The 19,217-nt window shown below is 45.0% G+C and carries 15 protein-coding genes and 2 pseudogenes; 8 read left to right on the forward strand and 9 right to left on the reverse strand.

Translation table 11 applies throughout. From position 1 onward, the window contains the following. Positions 1 to 167 precede the first annotated feature (167 nt). The 7 genes from JCM15548_RS01250 to JCM15548_RS01275 form a co-directional block, all read right to left on the reverse strand. Positions 168 to 1,151, reverse strand: coding sequence for a D-alanine--D-alanine ligase (locus tag JCM15548_RS01250; RefSeq protein ID WP_062122074.1), 984 nt, complete (start codon positions 1,149 to 1,151; stop codon positions 168 to 170). Positions 1,152 to 1,186: 35 nt separating this feature from the next. After that, positions 1,187 to 2,269 (reverse strand): RluA family pseudouridine synthase, encoded by a 1,083-nt coding sequence (locus JCM15548_RS01255; protein ID WP_062122075.1) that lies wholly within the window; start codon positions 2,267 to 2,269, stop codon positions 1,187 to 1,189. 43 nt (positions 2,270 to 2,312) lie between these two features. After that, the gene (locus tag JCM15548_RS01260; protein ID WP_262486839.1) at positions 2,313 to 3,038 is read right to left on the reverse strand and encodes a PASTA domain-containing protein; all 726 of its coding nucleotides are present in this window, start codon (positions 3,036 to 3,038) and stop codon (positions 2,313 to 2,315) included. A gap of 274 nt (positions 3,039 to 3,312) precedes the next feature. Continuing rightward, positions 3,313 to 3,471: a 50S ribosomal protein L34 gene (gene rpmH, locus JCM15548_RS20860; protein WP_083984905.1), complete on the reverse strand. Its 159-nt coding sequence runs from the start codon at positions 3,469 to 3,471 to the stop codon at positions 3,313 to 3,315. A gap of 122 nt (positions 3,472 to 3,593) precedes the next feature. Then, positions 3,594 to 4,214, reverse strand: a complete 621-nt coding sequence (rsmG, locus tag JCM15548_RS01265; protein ID WP_062122076.1) for a 16S rRNA (guanine(527)-N(7))-methyltransferase RsmG — start codon at positions 4,212 to 4,214, stop codon at positions 3,594 to 3,596. A 124-nt stretch (positions 4,215 to 4,338) separates the two neighbouring features. Further along, a complete protein-coding gene (locus JCM15548_RS01270) occupies positions 4,339 to 4,944 on the reverse strand; it encodes an RNA polymerase sigma factor (RefSeq protein ID WP_062122077.1) in 606 nt (201 codons plus the stop codon). Continuing rightward, positions 4,935 to 6,071, reverse strand: a complete 1,137-nt coding sequence (locus tag JCM15548_RS01275; protein WP_062122078.1) for a glycosyltransferase — start codon at positions 6,069 to 6,071, stop codon at positions 4,935 to 4,937. Before JCM15548_RS01275 ends, JCM15548_RS01270 begins: the two co-directional genes overlap by 10 nt. A gap of 138 nt (positions 6,072 to 6,209) precedes the next feature. Between JCM15548_RS01275 and tgt the strand changes: the two are divergent. The 7 genes and pseudogenes from tgt to JCM15548_RS01305 all read left to right on the forward strand — a co-directional run bounded on the left by tgt (position 6,210) and on the right by JCM15548_RS01305 (position 15,773). Continuing rightward, a pseudogene (gene tgt / locus JCM15548_RS01280) lies at positions 6,210 to 7,338 on the forward strand (tRNA guanosine(34) transglycosylase Tgt). Positions 7,339 to 7,363: 25 nt separating this feature from the next. After that, the gene (locus JCM15548_RS24920) at positions 7,364 to 7,696 is read left to right on the forward strand and encodes an LptF/LptG family permease (RefSeq protein ID WP_262486840.1); all 333 of its coding nucleotides are present in this window, start codon (positions 7,364 to 7,366) and stop codon (positions 7,694 to 7,696) included. A 17-nt stretch (positions 7,697 to 7,713) separates the two neighbouring features. After that, entirely contained in the window at positions 7,714 to 8,442 is a 729-nt protein-coding gene (locus tag JCM15548_RS01285; RefSeq protein ID WP_262486841.1) for an LptF/LptG family permease, read from the forward strand. Positions 8,443 to 8,784: 342 nt separating this feature from the next. After that, the gene (locus JCM15548_RS01290) at positions 8,785 to 10,329 is read left to right on the forward strand and encodes an acyl-CoA carboxylase subunit beta (protein ID WP_062122079.1); all 1,545 of its coding nucleotides are present in this window, start codon (positions 8,785 to 8,787) and stop codon (positions 10,327 to 10,329) included. Between the two features lie 11 nt (positions 10,330 to 10,340). Further along, on the forward strand, positions 10,341 to 10,661 hold the full coding sequence (locus JCM15548_RS01295) for a biotin/lipoyl-containing protein (protein ID WP_062122080.1): 321 nt from the start codon (positions 10,341 to 10,343) through the stop codon (positions 10,659 to 10,661). A gap of 155 nt (positions 10,662 to 10,816) precedes the next feature. Continuing rightward, positions 10,817 to 12,256: an asparagine--tRNA ligase gene (asnS, locus tag JCM15548_RS01300; RefSeq protein WP_062122081.1), complete on the forward strand. Its 1,440-nt coding sequence runs from the start codon at positions 10,817 to 10,819 to the stop codon at positions 12,254 to 12,256. A gap of 163 nt (positions 12,257 to 12,419) precedes the next feature. Further along, on the forward strand, positions 12,420 to 15,773 hold the full coding sequence (locus JCM15548_RS01305) for a sensor histidine kinase (protein ID WP_062122082.1): 3,354 nt from the start codon (positions 12,420 to 12,422) through the stop codon (positions 15,771 to 15,773). A gap of 1 nt (position 15,774) precedes the next feature. Here the strand turns inward: JCM15548_RS01305 and ispE are convergent, their stop codons facing one another. After that, positions 15,775 to 16,587, reverse strand: a complete 813-nt coding sequence (ispE, locus tag JCM15548_RS01310) for a 4-(cytidine 5'-diphospho)-2-C-methyl-D-erythritol kinase (protein WP_062122083.1) — start codon at positions 16,585 to 16,587, stop codon at positions 15,775 to 15,777. 400 nt (positions 16,588 to 16,987) lie between these two features. Here ispE and dnaB point away from each other — a divergent pair. Further along, positions 16,988 to 18,426: pseudogene (dnaB, locus tag JCM15548_RS01315) on the forward strand (replicative DNA helicase). Here the strand turns inward: dnaB and JCM15548_RS01320 are convergent. Then, the gene (locus tag JCM15548_RS01320; protein ID WP_062122111.1) at positions 18,423 to 19,115 is read right to left on the reverse strand and encodes a YjjG family noncanonical pyrimidine nucleotidase; all 693 of its coding nucleotides are present in this window, start codon (positions 19,113 to 19,115) and stop codon (positions 18,423 to 18,425) included. The pseudogene dnaB and the gene JCM15548_RS01320 sit on opposite strands and share 4 nt — an antisense overlap. Positions 19,116 to 19,217 lie beyond the last annotated feature (102 nt).

A 19,217-nucleotide genomic window follows, 5' to 3' on the forward strand; every position in this document is an offset into this window, starting at 1 on the left:
TCTTTCAAAGCGGATGGAGCATATGGCGTAACTACATGTCCTGTTTTAGTTAAATTGTATAAGCAATTCTGAAATCTTATATAGACAAGGCCGACCAGCAGCCGGAGTGCTGCCAAATTTTTAAAAGTGTATCTCTTAGAAAACAAGGATACACTTTTTTGTGTCTGTTAGCTGCGGGCGATGGCGTCTTCAATAACCTCGGTAAATACCTTTTTAATGTCCAGCCCCTTCGCCGCAATTTGTTGGGGGATAAAGCTGGTAGGAGTCATTCCCGGTGTGGTGTTGACCTCCAATAAATAGGGTTGATGGTCACTGATAATGAAATCGACGCGAACAATGCCGTTACAATTGAGCAGGTCGTAAATGAGCGAGGAGGTGTTTTGTATTTCGGCTGTTAATTCAGGACTAATGCGGGCTGGTGTGATTTCAGTTACTTTTTCGGCGGTGTATTTGGCTTCAAAGTCAAAGAATTCATTTTTGCTGATGATTTCAGTGATGGGCAGGATTTCCGCTTTGTCGGCCGTCTTGTAGAGTCCGCAAGTGACCTCCGTGCCTTCAATAAACTGTTCAACCACCACTTCATGACATTCCATAAAGGCCTTTTGTATGGCCGCATCCAGATCCTCCATGGCCTTTACCTTGGTAATGCCGAAACTGGAGCCGCCTGCATTGGGCTTGACAAAACAAGGGAAGCCGGTTTTATGTGCAATGTCCGCTGTGTTGTAGGCGATGCCTTTCCTCACCAGGGCAGCCATGGCTATGGTTATACCAAAGCCTTTCAGATAATTATTGCAGGTGTATTTGTTGAAGGTTAATGCGGCTGGTAAAACATCGCAGGTTGAATGAGGAATGTTTAACAGCTTCAGGTAGCCCTGAAGCAGGCCGTCCTCACCAGGCGTTCCGTGGATGGTGATGTAGACGCAGTCGAACCGAATAACTTCCTGATCAATGGTCACTGTGAAATCGGCCCTGTTGATGGGATATTCCTGGTTGTTCCTGATGACGACCCATTTTTCAGGGGTCATCAATAAGGGAAACAATTGAAATTTCTCTGTGTCAATAAAGGAGAGGATGCCTTCGGCACTCCTTTGGCTCACGACCTCTTCGGAAGAGTAGCCCCCATAAACGACGGCAATATTTTTCTTATTCATAGGTTTGCAATGTGTTGGCCCATGTCAATGGCTTCTTACATACTTGTTTCGACCTCTCTTCCGGCGATGTAAGAGCGCCACTTGTCAATGGCCAGAACCATATCTTTGGGTAAATCGGAATTAAATTCCATATATTTTTCTGTGGCCGGATGTACAAAGCCCAATGTTTTGGCATGCAAGGCCTGACGAGGCAAAAGTTTAAAGCAGTTGTCCACAAACTGCTTATATTTCGTAAACGTGGTGCCCTTTAAAATTTGATTTCCGCCATAACGTTCATCGTTAAAGAGCGGATGTCCGAGGTGTTTGAAATGCGCCCTAATCTGGTGCGTTCTTCCGGTTTCCAAACGGCATTCCACCCATGTGACATAGCCCAGTCTTTCTAACGTGCTGTAATGGGTGACAGCCGGTTTGCCATATTCACCATCGGGAAAAACGGTCATTTGCTTTCGGTCTTTCAGACTTCTTCCAATGTGTCCGGTAATGGTCCCCTCTTCGGGATTCGGGGTGCCCCAGACGATGGCCTGATAGGTTCTGGTACTGGTTTTTTCAAAAAACTGAAGCGCCAGCTTCATTTTGGCTGTTTCTGTTTTGGCAATCACAAGAAGGCCTGAGGTGTCTTTATCAATGCGATGAACCAATCCCGGACGCGGGTCGTCCGAATTGAACCATGGCTGGTCTTTGAAGTGCCAGGCCAGAGCATTGACCAATGTGCCGGTATAGTTACCATAACCCGGATGTACCACCATGCCCGGTGTTTTATTGATGACGATGAGATGGTCGTCTTCAAAAACAATATTAAGGGGTATGTCCTCAGGAATGATTTCTATTTCTCGTGGCGGATAGGCCATCACCACTGAAATGACATCGTTGGGCTTGACTTTGTAATTGGATTTAACCGGCCGTTCATTCACCAGAATGCATCCGGCCAGCGCGGCATCCTGTATCTTGTTGCGCGAGGCATTTTCAATCCGGTTGACCAGGAACTTATCGATGCGCAGGTGTCCCTGTCCTCCATCCGCTACAAATCGGTGGTGCTCGAACAGAGCACCCTCTTCACTGTTTTCGGTGTTTAAATCCGGATCATCCAGCTCCTCAATACGATCGGTATTATCTGTCATGGTTTATTGGTAGCTGTTGCAATTGATGTTTTTAAAAATGCCGTTAAAAGAATTCGTCTTCGTAAGCATCACTTTCTTTATCAGTCTCTTCTTCATTCAGTGGTTGTTCCATTTCTGCTTCCCTGGCTTCAATCGTGTCGGGATGTAAAGCGAAGTCAGTACTCAGCCAAACGTCGATGGAAGCCCCCAGATTCAAGACATAGCCTTTGGCCGTTGGCGGATTTTGTCGCCAGACAAAAGCGTTGAGCGAGTCAATGGCTGTTTCGATGGTGTCGGCATAAACAATGGCCCCCAAATTCAGATAGACGCTTTGTGCGATTTTTTTGGCTTCTTCCAATTTCATGCCCATAAGGTTGGGAACCGCTGTTGTTTCGTTGCTCAGGCCTCGTCCAACCAGCAGGTCGATGGTAGCCCCTTTGCGGAGCAAGGTGCCCGGTTCAATCGGTTTCCCATCGTGGTGTTGTCCCAGCACCAGGTTGGTGTATTCCGAAGGAATATAAATGAGTTCTCCCACTTTGAGTCCATAGGATTCAAGGATCTCCTGAGCATTCCGAAGACTGTAATCGGTCAGATTGGGGACGACAATTTGTTCCTCCCCCCAGGCATTGATCGTAAAGAAGATGTTCCGGTTTTTCTTTACCTTTTCTCCGGGTCGGGGGGTTTGATCCACCACAATGCCTTTGGGGGCATTGTCAATATAGACGGAATCAATAATGGTGTAGCGCAAGTCCTCACTCTGAATAAGGTGTTGAAGTTGCTGTTCCGTCAATCCCGTGAAGTCAGGCACCGGGGCCCCTCTCCATGAAGTGTGTATATTTTAAGAAAGAAAAATACGGCAATGATTATCACTATGGAAGAACCGGCCAGGATGCGAGATGTTTCCAAATGGTATGATTAAATATTTTTTTCCACTGCAACATTGGTTCATGTTTTATCGGGTACAGGTCAAAAATAATACAAATACTCCAATTGTACTTATGGTAAGGCAACAAAAAAAGGCTCTTTAAAAAAGAGCCTTTTAATTTATTTAGAGCCTTTTAGGTTTAGGCTTTGTGTCTTTTCTCGCTGGAAACCGTTAAGCTTTTTCTTCCTTTTGCGCGTCTTGAAGCTAAAACTCTGCGGCCATTAGCTGATGCCATCCGGCTACGGAAACCATGTTTGTTTCTTCTTTTCCGGTTCGATGGTTGAAATGTGCGTTTCATGTGTATAAATTTTTATTGCTCCGTTTTATCTATATCAATAAGTTGTTCCTTCTTTCGGTCTGCAAAAATAGATATTATTTATTTTAATCCAAAAGAAAGAGCGACAATTTTAGAGGATTCTTTCAGAGCGTGAGGTGAACCAGTTTTTTGGTTTCAAAAAAGGGTTCTTCAAAATAGTCTGACAGTTGGGCCACAAAGACCCGCTTTTTAAAAGGTTGAATTTCAGCGGTGAGATCGCCGCCTTTGAGATATAAAATGCCATTGCCGATGGCATTTTTGGGTTGGGGCGCTATTAAATGGCGGGTCTGATTCACAAATAGGGGCAAAGTGGTTACTGCCCTGCTAATAATAAAGTCATACTGTCCTTTATGCTGTTCCGACCGGGTGTTCTGCGCTTTAACATTTGAAAGCTGCAGCGCCTCAGTCACAGCCGAAACAACTTTTATTTTTTTACCGATGCTGTCGATCAGGGTGAATTCTGCTTTTGGAAATAGAATGGCCAGAGGGATGCCCGGAAAACCGCCACCTGTCCCCACGTCAATGATCCGCGAACCCGGTTCGAAAGTGATGAATTTGGCGATGGATAAGGCATGAAGTACATGGTGTTCGTAAAAGGCATCCATGTCTTTGCGGGAAATGACGTTAATGCGTTCATTCCACTCGGCATATACCGCCTGAAGCAAGTCTATTTTTTTTATCTGATCTGGAGTCAGTGCTTTAAAATACTTATAAACCGGGTTCATCTTTGATTTTTAAATTTTACTATTCTGACCCGATCAAAGTGGATGGAGTGAATGCTTACATTCAGATGAGCCGGGCGTTTTCCTTTGAGGGGCATTCAGTGTTGCCCTGCAGCATAGGCCTTTACTAACGCTTGACTTCGGAGTTTTTCAGGGTGTTGTACAGAAGTTCTCTGGCCCTGAAAAGCTGGGCTTTGACCGTGCCCAGAGGAAGATCCAGTTCATCCGAAATCTCTTCATAGGAATACTCTTTGAAATAGCGCAGTTCGATCAAGGTGCGGTACCGTGGTTTCAGCTTTTGAACGACCGTCCGCATTAACACCGCTTTTTGAGACCGGATCAGAAACTCTTCCGGATCGGGTGTTTCATCTTTGAGATGAATCTGAGGTTCCGATTCTTTATCGTCCGAAAATGACCCATCAATGGAAATGTGATTGGAGCGTTTTTTTCGCAGGTAATCAATACAGTTATTGGAGGCGATCTTAAACAGCCAGGTACTAAAGGCGTAATGTGGAGAATATTGTCCCAGGTTTTTGAATGCCTTGCCAAATGCTTCAATGGTCAGATCTTCCGCATCGGTTTTGTTGTTGATCATTTTGAGAAGCATGAAATAAATGGCATCCCTGTATCTGGCCATCAGTTCAGCATATGCTTTCTGGTCGCCGTTCTCCGCCTTATTAACCAGCTCGAGGTCATGTTTGGCCTTGTCTGAGAGATTGGGGTTTATTTCCATCTGTATTTGTTTCTTCTTTTACGGTTGCTGATTTGCGCCAATAATAATAACCAAGGGTGTAGCCAATCGTAAATCAGCACAGACCAGTACAGGCTTCCTTGATTGAGCTCTTTGGCTGCTCTTCGCCATAAAATCAATTGAATTGATAATCTTATTACGATAAGGCCAATGGCCACTAGGGCAAATGTATTAAAAATTATTAAATAAGCAGAAGTGAACAGGAAAATTTGACGACTGAGTGGCTCCAGAGCCAACTCGGATTTGACGCCTGTTTTGTAGTGGCGGTTGGTGCTTAAGTGCCTGCGCTTTTGCTGTAACCATTCCTGAAAGGAGGCCGGTGGAATAGAATGGGTATGGGCGGCGGCCTTAATGACCACTGTGGTGTTTTGTTGGTTGGCCCTTTCTTGCACAAACAAATCATCATCTCCTGAAAGCAAGTGGGCGTGCTTTTTAACCCCCCCGTTATTCACAAAAAGGGCTTTGGTGTAGGACAGGTTTCTGCCCACCCCCATATAAGGTTTTCCGCTTAAAGCAAATCCCAGGTACTGAATGGCTGTAAAAAATGCATCATAGCGCACCAGGTTGTTGAGCAGTCCTCTGCGTTTTTCGTATCCGCCAAATCCCAAAATAATTTCCGTTTGGTTCCCGGCAAAGCCTTGCGCCATCTCCTTCAGCCAGTCCTCACCTGCCGGTTGACAGTCCGCATCGGTGAGCAGCAGATACTTGTTTTTAGCCGCCTTAACCCCGAGGGTTAAGGCCAATTTCTTGCCATGCGAGAATTTTCGGTCCTTAGGAATGGTGGTATAATATAATTGCGGGTGCTTTTGTTTGATACTCGCCAGCACCAGATCCGAATCATCTTCCGAAGAATCATTGACCACAATCACTTCAAAAGCGGGGTAGTTCTGACGGAGTATCAGAGGAAGGAATTTTTTCAGATTTTCGGCTTCGTTTTTGGCGCAAATGATAACTGATACAGGTTCTTGAAAAGAGGACCTGGTCTGAGCTTGTTTAAAAAAGGCCAACGGCCGCACCCTTACCAGCAGAAACCAAAGTTGTATTAACCAGCTAACACCAATGGTGATGAGAAGGATGGTTTCTGTTAACGAAGGAGCCGAAAAAATCATAGGTCTTTTTATTTGGGTCAAAAATGCGACTTTTTTCTTTTGTCTGCAAACAAATGAAGCAGGGGAGTAGGAATAGTTAAGGCTTAATTTCGGATTCAAATTGTATCTTTGCCATGGAAAAAAATATTTAACGTTCAGATGGATTTTGTATTACAGCACAAGGATAGAAATTCGAAGGCACGTGCCGGTGAAATTTCGACCGATCATGGTCGCATTCAAACCCCCATTTTTATGCCGGTGGGCACGGTCGGATCGGTCAAAGGGATACAAGTTAAAGACTTGGAGCAAGAGGTGAAGGCCCAAATTATTTTGGGCAATACCTATCATTTATATCTGCGACCAGGTTTGGACGTATTGAAGCAGGCCGGCGGTTTACACCGTTTCAATGCTTGGAAGCGACCCATCTTAACAGACAGTGGGGGTTTTCAGGTGTTTTCCTTGAGCCACCGAAGGAAATTGAATGAAAAGGGAGCCGAGTTTCAGTCGCACATCGACGGTTCCAAACATTTTTTCTCTCCCGAAGGGTTGTCGACATTCAAAGAGTCATTGGGGCTGATATTATTATGGCCTTCGACGAATGCCCGCCGGGTGATTCGGATTATAAATATGCCAAATCGTCCATGGAGCTGACACATCGTTGGCTAAAGCGCGGTGTGGAGCGTTTTGATGCCACTGACCCCATTTATGATTATCAGCAGAGCTTTTTCCCCATTGTCCAAGGGGCCGGATACCCGGACCTTCGCCGGCAGTCGGCCGAGTACATTGCCTCCCTTAACCGGGACGGCAATGCCATTGGTGGTTTGGCCGTAGGAGAGCCCGAAGAGGTGATGTATGAAATGATAGAAGTGGTCAATGCCATTTTGCCTGAGGACAAGCCCAGGTATTTGATGGGGGTGGGCACCCCTGCCAATATTCTGGAAGCGATTTCTCTGGGTGTCGATATGTTTGATTGTGTGATGCCTACGCGCAACGGGCGCAACGGTATGCTGTTTACAGCGCAAGGCATTATCAATATAAGAAACGAGAGATGGAAGGACGATTTTTCCCCCATCGATGCCGATGGTCATTGTCCGCTTGATTTGACCTATTCAAAAGCCTATCTTCGTCACTTGTTTATATCCAAAGAAATGCTTGGCCCCCAATTGGCTCCATACATAACCTGTCGTTTTATCTTTGGCTGGTGGGTGAAGCCCGGGAGCAGATAATGAAGGGCACGTTTTTTGAATGGAAAGATAAAATGATTAAGCAATTGACGGTGAGGTTATAGTTTTCGCACCATAAAATATGGACATTTGAAAAAGCTGGATTTTTATATATTGGGAAAGTTTTTGGGCACCTTTGTGTTTGCCATTTTGCTCATTATCAGCATATCGGTTGTTTTTGATTTAGCGGAAAAAATTGATGACTTTTTAGAGCACTCAGCACCTTTGAATGCCATTGTTTTTGATTATTACGCCAATTTTATTCCCCATTTTGCGAATCTCTTTACGCCACTCTTTGTATTTATAGCGGTTATTTTCTTCACCTCAAAAATGGCCTATCAAACCGAAATTATTGCCATCCTTTCAAGTGGTGTGAGTTTTAGGCGATTAATGGTTCCCTATCTGATTGGCGCCGCATCATAGGTTCTTTTTCCTTTTTAATGGGGGCCTATATTATTCCTCCGGCCAATAAAGTGCGTCTGGATTTTGAAAATACTTATATCAAAAAGCGCCGGGAGACGGGCATGAATAATATTCATATGCAAATAGAGCCCAATGTATTTGTTTACGTACGGCGCTATTCTTCCTTGCGGGAAGTGGGCGATGATTTTAGTCTGGAGATTTTTGATGGGAAGTTGTTGAAGAAAAAAATAACCGCCTCATCGGCCGTATATGATACCGCCACTCTGGGCTGGTCACTGAAAAATTACGAAGTGCGGGAATTTCTGGAAAATGACCGCCAGCTTATTTCGGAAGGGGCCCAGATGGATACGGTACTGAATATGAAGCCCGCAGATTTTAAGGAAGAGCGAAAGTTTTTCGAAACCATGAACAACACCGAACTCGACAGGTATATCAATGAACAACAACAGCGAGGTGTGGGTAATGTGGAAGAGTTTTTAATAGAAAAGCACCGGCGGACAGCTGCTCCCTTTTCTGCTTTTATTCTCTCCATAATGGGGCTCTCTTTGGCCTCCCGCAAAGTCAGGGGCGGAATGGGACTGCACATTGGCGTGGGAATTGCCCTGAGTTTTGGATACATTCTCTTTATGACGGTGTCTACCACCTTTGCCATCAATGGTAATATGAGTCCCTGGTTAGCGGTATGGATGCCCAACTTTGTTTTTGCCCTTATTGCGGCCTTCTTATACCACAAAGCACCCAAATAGTCCCCTTCCTGAAAGTCGAACAGACCTTTTTACAGATAGCTTACTTAGGTGGCATGGTTGATATTGTCTTCATTCTTTTGTAACTTACTTCTCCCGGCCCTTTTTTTGTATACAGATATATCGATACGTTTATTTGAGATCGCTTAAAAACAGCTGTTTTTGCGTTCTTTTTAACGGTTTTTTATTTCCCTGTTAAACAGGGGGTTAGTTGAAAAGAATGAAAATTTATTGAATTAAATGTATGTCGTTGCCACTAAAATTTGTAATTATGTACCGCATTTAGTTTGCCAAGAACCAGTACAAATAATTGGCAGGCAGCAATTTAACCAAAACTAATTGAGTATGTCATTAAAAAAGCACATCCTTGATCTTCGCAAAAGAAGAGAAAAGGTTCAGTTGGGAGGCGGTGAGAAAGCCATTGAAAAACAGATGGCTATGGGTAAAATGACCGCCCGCTCGCGTATTTTGGCGCTTCTCGACAACGAATCTTTTACCGAGTACGACCTTTTTGTTGAACATGAAGCCCGTGATTTTGGGATGGACAAAAAGGAATTGCACGGTGATGGTGTGATCATAGGAACCGGAACCATTTATGGGGCGCCGGTTTGTATTTTTGCACAGGATTTTACTGTTGCCGGTGGTTCATTGGGACTTATGCATGCCCGGAAAATCACCAAAATTATGGATCACGCTTTAAAAATGCGTGTGCCACTGATCGGAATCAATGATTCAGGTGGTGCCCGTATTCAGGAGGGGGTGAATTCATTGGCCGGATATGGCGAAATCTTTTACCGCAATACCATTGCTTCAGGTGTAATTCCGCAAATTTCTGTGATTCTCGGACCCTGTGCCGGAGGTGCCGTTTATTCGCCGGCGCTGACCGACTTTGTATTTGTGGTGGATCAGATCTCTAAGATGTTTATTACCGGCCCCAGTGTTATCAAAACGGTATTGGGCGAGGAAATCTCCATGGAGGAGCTGGGGGGTGCCCGTGTGCATGCTGAAATTACCGGTAACGCCCATTTCTTTGCCGGCAGTGAGTTGGAATGTTTTGAGCAGATTAAAAAATTAATCACTTATATTCCCTGGAACAATACTCAAAAGGCTAAGGTGTTTCCGCCTAAGGAGCCCAAATTTAAGGGTAAAATCGAGGATATTATTCCTTCAGACCCTAAGCAGCCTTACGATGTTCGGGATGTGATCAAGGCCATTGCGGATGATTCAGATTTCTTTGAAATCATGGAGTTTTTTGCCCCCAATATTGTTATTGGTTTTGGTCGCATGAACGGTCAGACCACCGGCTTTGTTGCTAACCAGCCTTTGGTTTTGGCCGGCGTTCTGGATTGTGACAGTTCCGATAAGGCGGCGCGCTTTATTCGCTATTGTGATGCCTTTAACATTCCCATCATAACACTTGAGGATATGCCGGGTTACTTGCCGGGCGTAGATCAGGAGCATGCCGGGGTGATTCGTCACGGTGCGAAAGTGCTGTATGCTTATTCAGAAGCGACTGTACCAAAAATTACGGTGATTCTGCGTAAGGCCTATGGGGGTGGTTACATCGCCATGAACAGTCGCCACCTGGGTGCCGACTTCATGTTTGCCTGGCCTACTGCAGAGATTGCGGTTATGGGACCTGAAGGGGCTGCCAATATTATCTTCAAGAAGGAGATTGAGGAGGCCAAAGATCCGGATAAAATGCGTGAACTGAAGGTGCAGGAGTACATTGAAAGGTTTGCCAATCCTTACGTGGCCGCAGCCAAAGGTTATGTCGACTCTGTTATTGAGCCGGAGGAAACCCGTAAAATGTTGTTGCATGCCATTGAGGTGTCTACCAACAAAGACGATCAAAGGCCCTTTAAAAAGCACGGAATTCCACCATTTTAATGTGTTAAACTATGGAAGAAAAAAAGCTGGAGCTGGTTGATTTCGTGGTTAATACACGAAAGTACAAAACCTTGCTGACCATTAAATATGCCAATCGCAAGCCCTATAAGGTGCCCAATCCCAACGAGATCATGTCCTATATTCCGGGAACTGTTATCAAGTTGAAAAAGAAAAAAGGTGCCAAGGTGAAAGAAGGAGAAGTTATTCTCATTCTCGAGGCGATGAAAATGATGAATAAGGTATTGATGCCGTTCAATGGAAAAATTAAAAAGATTTACGTTGAAGAAGGTCAAAAGGTACCTAAAGGTCATTTAATGATAGAAATTGAGTAGAAAAAACGCCCCGCAAGGGGCGTTTTTGTTTATACCAGCATTTTTGTTTTAATGTGTCGGCATTTAATAAACAAATCACTATTTTTGTCGGCTATAAGGTTCGAATTTACAAGTGATTGTAGGTTGTTAGATGGATAACTGATTAAATTTATTATATGCGACGAACAAAAATTGCTGATATTTTACAAAATGGAGTTGTAGGAGAGGACTTTCTTGTTAAGGGATGGGTCAGAACCCGCAGAGGGTCGAAGCAGGTCAATTTCATTGCCTTAAATGATGGTTCTGTTATTCATAACCTCCAAATTGTTGCCGATGTGGAAATATTTGGTGAGGAATTGTTGAGAAGGGCCACTACCGGAGCCTCTTTAGCTGTTACAGGGAAGTTGAATGCCTCGCAGGGTGCGGGTCAGAATGTGGAGATGGTGGCTGAGAAGCTGGAGGTTATTGGTGACTGTGATCCCAATGAGTATCCTTTACAACCCAAAAAGCACTCGTTGGAGTTTTTAAGAGAAAAGGCGCATCTGCGCTTTCGGACCAGTACCTTTAGTGCTGTCGCACGTGTGCGCCATGCCATGATTTTTGCCGTTCATAATTTCTTTACTTCAAAAGGTTTTGTGAATATTCATACCCCTATTATTACGGCTTCTGATGCCGAAGGTGCCGGTGAAATGTTTCAGGTCACTACCCTGGACCTCGATAATGTACCAAAAACGGAGGCGGGTAAAATTGATTTTAGTCGCGATTTCTTTGGGAAAGCCACCAACCTGACCGTTTCGGGCCAGTTGGAAGGTGAATTGGCTGCCATGGGTCTGGCCGACATTTATACTTTTGGTCCTACTTTCAGGGCAGAAAATTCCAATACCACCCGCCACCTCGCTGAATTTTGGATGATTGAGCCTGAGATGGCTTTTTATGATCTGAACGACAACATGGATCTGGCCGAGGAGTTTTTGAAATATCTCATCAAATATGCTTTGGAGCATTGTCCTGATGATTTGGCTTTTTTGAGCAGTCGCCTGATGGAGGAGGAGCAAAATAAGAAGGCAGAGGACCGAAGCATGGAGTTGCTGGAGAAGTTGCGTTTTGTGTTGGAAGATGATTTTGTTCGACTCACCTACTCTGAAGCCATTGAGATATTAAAAAATTCAAAGCCCAACAAAAAGGGACAGTTCAAATATACCATTGAAGGTTATGGGGCCGACTTGCAAAGTGAGCACGAACGCTTCCTGGTCGAGAAACATTTCAAAAAGCCGGTGGTGCTCACCGATTATCCAAAAGAAATCAAGGCTTTTTACATGAAACTGAATGAGGACAATAAAACCGTTCGGGCCATGGATGTTTTATTCCCTCAGATTGGTGAGATAATTGGCGGTTCGCAGCGTGAAGAGAACCATGAAAAGTTATTGGCACGTATGGCGGAGATGGATATCCCCTCTGAGGAGATGTGGTGGTATCTGGATACCAGGAAGTTTGGCGCCGTACCGCACAGTGGATTTGGTCTCGGTTTTGAACGTTTGATGCTGTTTGTCACCGGAATGGGCAATATTCGCGATGTTATTGCCTTCCCAAGGACACCCAAAAATGCCGAGTTTTAAGAACTTGAAAATTTTTTATGGAGGTCGCGCCCGAAGTTTCTTTGGGCGCGATTTTTTTTTAGCGGATGGACTGGGACTCCGCGAAAGCTGTTTTGTAATAAATGTGAATAATTGTCGCATTTCATAAAACATTTTCGGGTTAATACAGTATAAAAGGAGAATATTGGTTACCAAAGCCTGTTTATGTGAAGTTGAGGAGAGGGATAGTGTCATTGTTGTTGCTTTTTTGGGGTCTGACAGACTTAATTGCTCAGAGCCTGATTTGTCGTTTTCCAGATTGGCGGGCTTTAATCAATTGTCCAGTCACTACATCACCTGCATGGCCCAGGATCAGGACGGTTATATATGGATAGGCACTCAGGATGGATTGAATCGTTTTGATGGGCAGGATGTTAAAGCCTATAAAACCTTTAATGGTGGGTCGGAAATGGGGCTTATTGGCAATCAGATTGATCATCTGGTAGTGGATCATCACAACCGTATCTGGATTTCAACCCCTTATGGAATTTCTGTTTACAATCCCCGAAAGGATTTTTTTGAAGTGGTGGCCTCAGAGCAAGCACTTAAAGGATTGGGCAGTGTTTATCTAAATTTTATGCAGGTGGATGATCAAGGCGCTTTGGTGGTCGGCTCCAGTGATTTTATTTATAGGTTTGAAGAGGCTACCCAATCTTTTGTGCCGGTCATTCAATCTCCTTTTGGATTTATTTCCAGCCTGCTGATAGATGCGGATAATAACTGGTGGTTGGGTCACTTTGAGGGTGGAGGTGTCACCCATTACCCGGACATCCGGGACACCACGAGTTACCAGCGTTTCGTGGAAGCGTTTCAGCCCGAGGAAGCCGATTTTATGGTGATGGATATGACCATGGCCGAAGGATATATTTGGATGGCCATTGAGGAGAGCGGACTGGCACGTTTGGATACCTCCACCAAGGAAATAGAAATTTTTTTCGGGGGAGGGGGCGAACGTTTCTTTTTTGATCTTTATACCGATCGGGACAATCGTCTCTGGACCTGCGATTACAGCGGACTGAAAATGTATCAGTCAGCCACTGAGCAGTTCGCCTCCTATTATCACGATCCCCAGGTGCCCCATTCACTTCCCAATAACTTAAATGGTGTTTTTCAGGACCAACAGGGCAATATTTACACCTTTCACAATGGCGATGGGGTACATCTTAGTACCATGCCAAGGGGCTTCCAGACCTACAATACCTCTGATCGATTTTATTGGCATACCACCAATCAGAACATCTCATCGGTTCATGAAGACGCTAAAGGCCAGCTTTGGTTGGGGAGTTTTAATGGGGGTTTAGATGTTTTTCTGTGGGAGGACCAAAGGATGGTTCATTACCCTTCCAGAGACAATGATACGCCGGAATCCTTGGGACGGGGAAGTGTGCTTTCCCTCTACAGAGATAGTCGTCAGCAAATGTGGGTGGGGACACATGCCGGTGGATTGCATCTGTTTGATGAAGCAGCCGGGAAGTTTCAGTCCTGGCGAAAATCATTTAACAAACCTTCCATTTCCCATAATGATGTCCGCAGTATCAGCGAAGATTCTCTGGGCAATTTATGGTTGGGATTGCACGGGGGAGGTGTGGACCACTTTGATCAGACAACCGGTATGTTTACCAATTACAATGAAAAGAATGCCGGATTAACTTCTGATTGGGTTCATGATGTGCTGATCGATTCCAGGGGACGGCTATGGGCAGGAACGGCCTACGGTCTCAATCACCTGGATCCCGGGTCGACTCGTTTTGATCATTATATGGCCCAATTCGGCAGGGAAGGTGCCTTGCAGGGCAATCAGATCATCTGTTTGTTTGAGGACAGTCAAAACCGACTGTGGATTGGTACCAACAATGGTCTTTATTTGTATGATGATTCCTCTGATTCTTTTGTCCGTTACGATTCCGAAGCGAATAATAATTTCATTGCTGCCATAGAAGAGGATCAAAACGGATTTATTTGGTTCAGCACCATGGGGGGATTGTATCGATTGGAGGTTTCCACCAAACATCTGTTTCGTTTTGATGAAGAGGATGGATTGCAAGGTCTGGGATTTAATTTGCGGGCCTCCTATTTTAATGGCAAAGAAATCTTGTTTTTTGCCGGAAGCAAGGGGGTCAATTCCTTCAATCCGGAAAAGCTTGTTTTTAATGAAGTGCCTCCTGTTGTGCGATTTTCGCGATTTAAGCTCTTCAATGAACCGATTGTTCATTATGGTGAAGGGAGTGTGCTTGCGGGTGAAATAAACACCGTAGATGAAATTACCCTGGCCTATGATCAGAATTTTTTCACCTTCGATTTTATTGCCTTGAATTTTATTAATCCGGAGCGTAACCAGTACGCCTGTCAGATGGAAGGTTTTGATGACGATTGGGTTTATTTGGGGAAGGACCGGTCGGCTTCCTACACCAATCTGAATCCCGGAAGGTATACTTTTAGAGTGAAAGCGGCTAACAATGATGGCGTTTGGAATGAAGAAGGGATTTCCATAGACATTCGAATTTTGCCACCCTGGTGGTTCAGTATATGGTTTTTAACAAGTTTTCTGGTGGTGCTGGTGTTGTTGGTATATGGCATCTTTAGATTAAGAACGGCCCGTTTAAGAAGACAAAAAAGGCTGCTGCTGAGTCAGGTGTCCGACCAAACCGCCCGTTTAAGAAATAGCAATAAAATTTTGAAGGATCGGGCTGAGGAGTTGGATCGTGTTAATCAGGTTCTGGAGGAGCGACAGAGGCTGATTGTTGAACAGGCAGAGGAGTTGGAAAGTCAGGCAGAAAATTTACAGAAAAGCAATCAGGAGCTGGTAAAGCATATCAAAACCAAGGACAAATTGTTTTCGATCATTGCCCATGATTTGCGTGCCCCCTTTAATACCATAATGGGTTTTTCTTCGTTGCTGACAGAGATCAGTGAGGAGGATGATAAGGAGCAGGTGAAATCCTATGCCCGCTACGTGAATGATGCATCTCTTTTGGTGTTTAATTTGCTGGAAAATCTATTGTACTGGGCCCGCTCACAAACCAACGAGATTCAGTTTGTGCCCGGGGTTTTTCAATTGCAGGAGGTGATTAAAGATAATGTGGGACTTGTCAGGGAGACCGCCATCAAAAAAGAGATTCGCATCGATGATCGTGATTGTAAAAATTTTGAAGTTTTTGGCGATGAGAATATGATGCGCACGGTACTTCGTAATTTAATCATTAATGCCGTTAAGTTTACCCCAAGGGGCGGAGTGGTCACTGTGACGACCAAAGCGCATAAGGACGGGGTGGAGGTTTGTGTGGCCGATACGGGAACGGGCATGAGCGAGACGGATATAGAAAAAATACTTCATTCGGGCGCTGGTTATTCCCAAAAAGGAACCGATGGGGAAAAGGGCTCCGGATTGGGCCTTGTGCTCTGTCAGGAGTTTATTGTCCGCAATGGCGGTCACCTCCATGTGACCAGCAAGTTGGGTGAGGGCAGCTCGTTTTGCTTCACCATACCGAGGCCAGACTGATTTATAGTTGCTCTGTGTGGATCACATAATTGTCCGCCCATTCGGTCTCTGGCTTGTTTTTGAATAGGCCAAATACGGCGGATCCGCTGCCCGACATGGCTGCATACAAAGCGCCCTGGTTGTATAAGTGTTCTTTGATGGCCATAATTTCCGGATACCTTTCGAATACAGAGCTTTCAAAATCATTTTTCAGGGTTGCTTTCCAATTTTCAATGGGGCGGGATAACAGATCTTCCAGTGAGGACTCCGGTTGGAAAGGCGAAATGTTGCTGTAGGCATGTGCTGTGGGCACATGTATGGGTGGTATCACAATCTGCAACCAAAGGTGGCTGAGGGATAGATTTATTGGTGAGAATTCATTGCCAATTCCCCTGGCCAATACCGGCTTGTTTTCAATAAATACGGGACAATCAGCTCCCAGTCGGGCCGCCATTAATTCAAGTGTGCGGGTGCTTAAATTCAAGTGGTATTGCTCATTTAAAAGCTTGAGCATGAAGGAGGCATCGGCGGAGCCACCTCCCAATCCTGCGCCAAAGGGGATTTTCTTGTGCAAATGAATTTTTAGTGGCGGAAGGGGCGCGCACTCCCTAATAAGCGCCAGCGCCTTAAGAATGAGGTTGTCAGATGCCGGACCATCAATGACCAGTCCGGAGGTGCTGAAGACATCCTCTTTTTCATCATTGTCAATCACTTCCAGAATGTCGCACAGTTGATGCACCGGGTGGAAAATGGTTTCAATATTGTGGTAGCCATCCGGTCTTTTGGAGGTGACCAACAGCCCTAAATTGATTTTGGCATTGGGAAATACAATCATTTTCGCTTTCTTTTCTGCAAAGAAAAGCAATTATCCTGTTAATTGAATAGGTCGAACTTTGTTTCATTATTTTTTGAGCACCTTTTGTTTGGCCAACCATGTTAATAACTTTCACGGTTTTATTTGTTGATAAAAGGTGCTCGGTTTTGAATATGAGTTGTTAGCGCTGTTGAAAAAGTTGTTAATATCCTGTTAGAAGCCTGACTAATTAATGGACGAATAGGGGAAGTGTTTTTAGGCAAGGGAGTTTTTGTTACCTTTGTCTTCCGCAAAAAATACGACACAGAAAATGGCCGAAAAGCGTTATAACAATACCAGAAAGAAAGCAGACCCAGTTGATTTAGGCGTGGGTAAAATGCCCCCTCAGGCCTTGGAGTTGGAGGAGGCTGTTTTGGGTGCCATGCTTTTGGAGAAGGACGCTTTTATCAACGTTTCTGAAATTTTAAAATCAGATTGTTTTTATAAAGAGGCACATCAGCATATTTTTGAAGCCATCACCAATCTGTTTAGTCGGGAACAACCGGTCGACATACTCACCGTTACTGAAGAGTTGCGGCGCATGTCCAAACTCGACGAAGTGGGGGGGGCTTTTTATATTACCCAGTTGACAGGTCGTGTGGCCTCTGCGGCGCATATTGAGTATCACTCCCGCATCATTTATCAGAAATTTCTGCAGCGTGAAATGATTCGCATTTCAGGTGTGATCCAAACCAAGGCTTTTGATGACACCGAGGATGTGAACGACCTGCTGGAAGAGGCTGAGAACTCGTTGTTTATGCTGTCGCAGGGCAGTATGAAGCGGGATGCGGTGCAGATCAATCCGGTGATTTCTGAAGCCATTGAAAACATCAAAAAAGCGAGTCAGCGGACCGATGGTTTGAGTGGTGTGCCCAGTGGTTTTACCGAGTTGGATCGTATTACCTCGGGCTGGCAGGCTTCTGACATGGTGGTTATTGCTGCGCGCCCGGCCATGGGTAAAACCGCTTTTGTGCTTTCCATGGCGCGTAACATGGCGGTGAAGTACAAGCAAGGAGTGGCCGTTTTTTCTTTGGAGATGGCCAATGTGCAGCTGGTGAATCGTCTGATCGTGTCGGAGACGGAACTGAATGCCGATAAAATTAAAAATGGCAGACTGGAACCCTATGAGTGGGAGCAGCTCGACCATAAAATAAAGTCCCTGATTGATGCCCCCTTGTTTGTGATGATACGGCCGGACTATCCGTCTTTGAGTTGCGCGCTAAAGCGCGACGCCTCAAAAAGCAACACGATATCAAAATCATCATCATTGACTACCTTCAATTGATGAATGCCAGCGGTATGAATCCCGGTAACCGTCAGGAAGAGGTGAGTATGATCTCCCGATCTCTTAAAGGGTTGGCCAAAGAATTGAATGTGCCTATTCTGGCGCTGTCACAGTTGAGTCGGGCGGTCGAGAGCCGCACGGGAGAAGGGAAGCGTCCGCAATTGTCCGATTTGCGGGAATCGGGTGCCATTGAGCAGGATGCGGATATGGTTTTGTTCATACACCGCCCGGAATACTATAAAATTACAGAGGATGAGCAGGGAAACAGTTTAATTGGCCTGGCCGAAATTATTGTAGCCAAGCACAGAAATGGGGCCACAGGAGATGTGCGACTTCGTTTCCGCCCGGAAGCCATTCGTTTTGAAGATATTGTTGACGAAGGTTTCGGTGGTGGCTTTGGCATGGAAGAGGCGGCTGTACCCATGACCCTGGGTTCAAAAATGAACGAATCTTTGTCCCCAGGTGCCCCTGCGCAAGGTCAATTTGGCAATAATCTGAATCTGGGTAGCAGCTTTGAGCGGGATGCCGATTTCTAAAGCCAGCCAATGAGTTCTTTGAGCGAATGGATTTCCTTAAAGACCTTTTCAGCGTGTGGTGTTCGATGGGGATTAAAGAATACATGGTCCAGGCCAAAGTTTTTCGCCCCCTGTATATCGATTTCCAGACTGTCACCAATAACTAAACTCTCCTTTTTTCGAGCATTACAACTTTTTATGGCCTTTTCAAAAAAAGCCACTTTGGGTTTTTGCGCACCCACCTCTTCAGAGATAAACAATTTTTGAAAATAGGGCCGGAGGCCACTCACCTCCATCTTTACTTTTTGGGCCTCCACAAATCCATTGGTTATAATGTGCATGTGGTAATGGGGTTTCAGGTAGTCGAGCAACTCAAAAGTGTGCGGCATTACCGTCTCTTTTTGTGAGTTGAAAGCCACAAAATCATGGGCGAATTTTTCGGCCAATTCTAATTGGTCGAGGCCGGCCGTCAAGAAGGTATGGTGAAATCTGCCAATGTTCAGCTCTGCCTTTTTTATTTGGCCAAGCCGGTACTTAATCCACAAATCGGCATTGATGGGTTGGTAGCTTTGAAAGAAGACCTCAAAACTTTCAAAATGCCCCCCCAGACTGTAGTTGTTATACAAATCGGTCAGTGTTAATTGCTCATTGGCCGCAAAGTCCCATAGGGTATGATCGAGATCGAAAAAGAGATGTTTGTATGGACGCATGTGGATGGACGATTTAAACGTATCAACCATGAATCTTACCGACTTACACAGAAAGTTGCCTTTGGCGTAAATCAGCAAAACTCATGGCTGATGTGATTGTAG

The sequence above is a fragment of the Geofilum rubicundum JCM 15548 genome, from assembly GCF_000974365.1.
In the GTDB taxonomy this organism is placed as follows: domain Bacteria; phylum Bacteroidota; class Bacteroidia; order Bacteroidales; family Marinilabiliaceae; genus Geofilum; species Geofilum rubicundum.

Excerpts from the sequence above, each read along its gene's own strand:
- rpmH (WP_083984905.1), bottom strand. The coding sequence starts at position 3,471 with ATGAAACGCACATTTCAACCATCGAACCGGAAAAGAAGAAACAAACAT.
- JCM15548_RS01250 (WP_062122074.1), bottom strand. The coding sequence starts at position 1,151 with ATGAATAAGAAAAATATTGCCGTCGTTTATGGGGGCTACTCTTCCGAA.
- JCM15548_RS01270 (WP_062122077.1), bottom strand. The coding sequence starts at position 4,944 with ATGGAAATAAACCCCAATCTCTCAGACAAGGCCAAACATGACCTCGAG.
- JCM15548_RS01285 (WP_262486841.1), top strand. The coding sequence starts at position 7,714 with ATGGGGGCCTATATTATTCCTCCGGCCAATAAAGTGCGTCTGGATTTT.
- JCM15548_RS01290 (WP_062122079.1), top strand. The coding sequence starts at position 8,785 with ATGTCATTAAAAAAGCACATCCTTGATCTTCGCAAAAGAAGAGAAAAG.
- JCM15548_RS01275 (WP_062122078.1), bottom strand. The coding sequence starts at position 6,071 with ATGATTTTTTCGGCTCCTTCGTTAACAGAAACCATCCTTCTCATCACC.
- asnS (WP_062122081.1), top strand. The coding sequence starts at position 10,817 with ATGCGACGAACAAAAATTGCTGATATTTTACAAAATGGAGTTGTAGGA.
- rsmG (WP_062122076.1), bottom strand. The coding sequence starts at position 4,214 with ATGAACCCGGTTTATAAGTATTTTAAAGCACTGACTCCAGATCAGATA.
- JCM15548_RS01320 (WP_062122111.1), bottom strand. The coding sequence starts at position 19,115 with ATGCGTCCATACAAACATCTCTTTTTCGATCTCGATCATACCCTATGG.
- JCM15548_RS01255 (WP_062122075.1), bottom strand. The coding sequence starts at position 2,269 with ATGACAGATAATACCGATCGTATTGAGGAGCTGGATGATCCGGATTTA.
- ispE (WP_062122083.1), bottom strand. The coding sequence starts at position 16,587 with ATGATTGTATTTCCCAATGCCAAAATCAATTTAGGGCTGTTGGTCACC.
- JCM15548_RS01295 (WP_062122080.1), top strand. The coding sequence starts at position 10,341 with ATGGAAGAAAAAAAGCTGGAGCTGGTTGATTTCGTGGTTAATACACGA.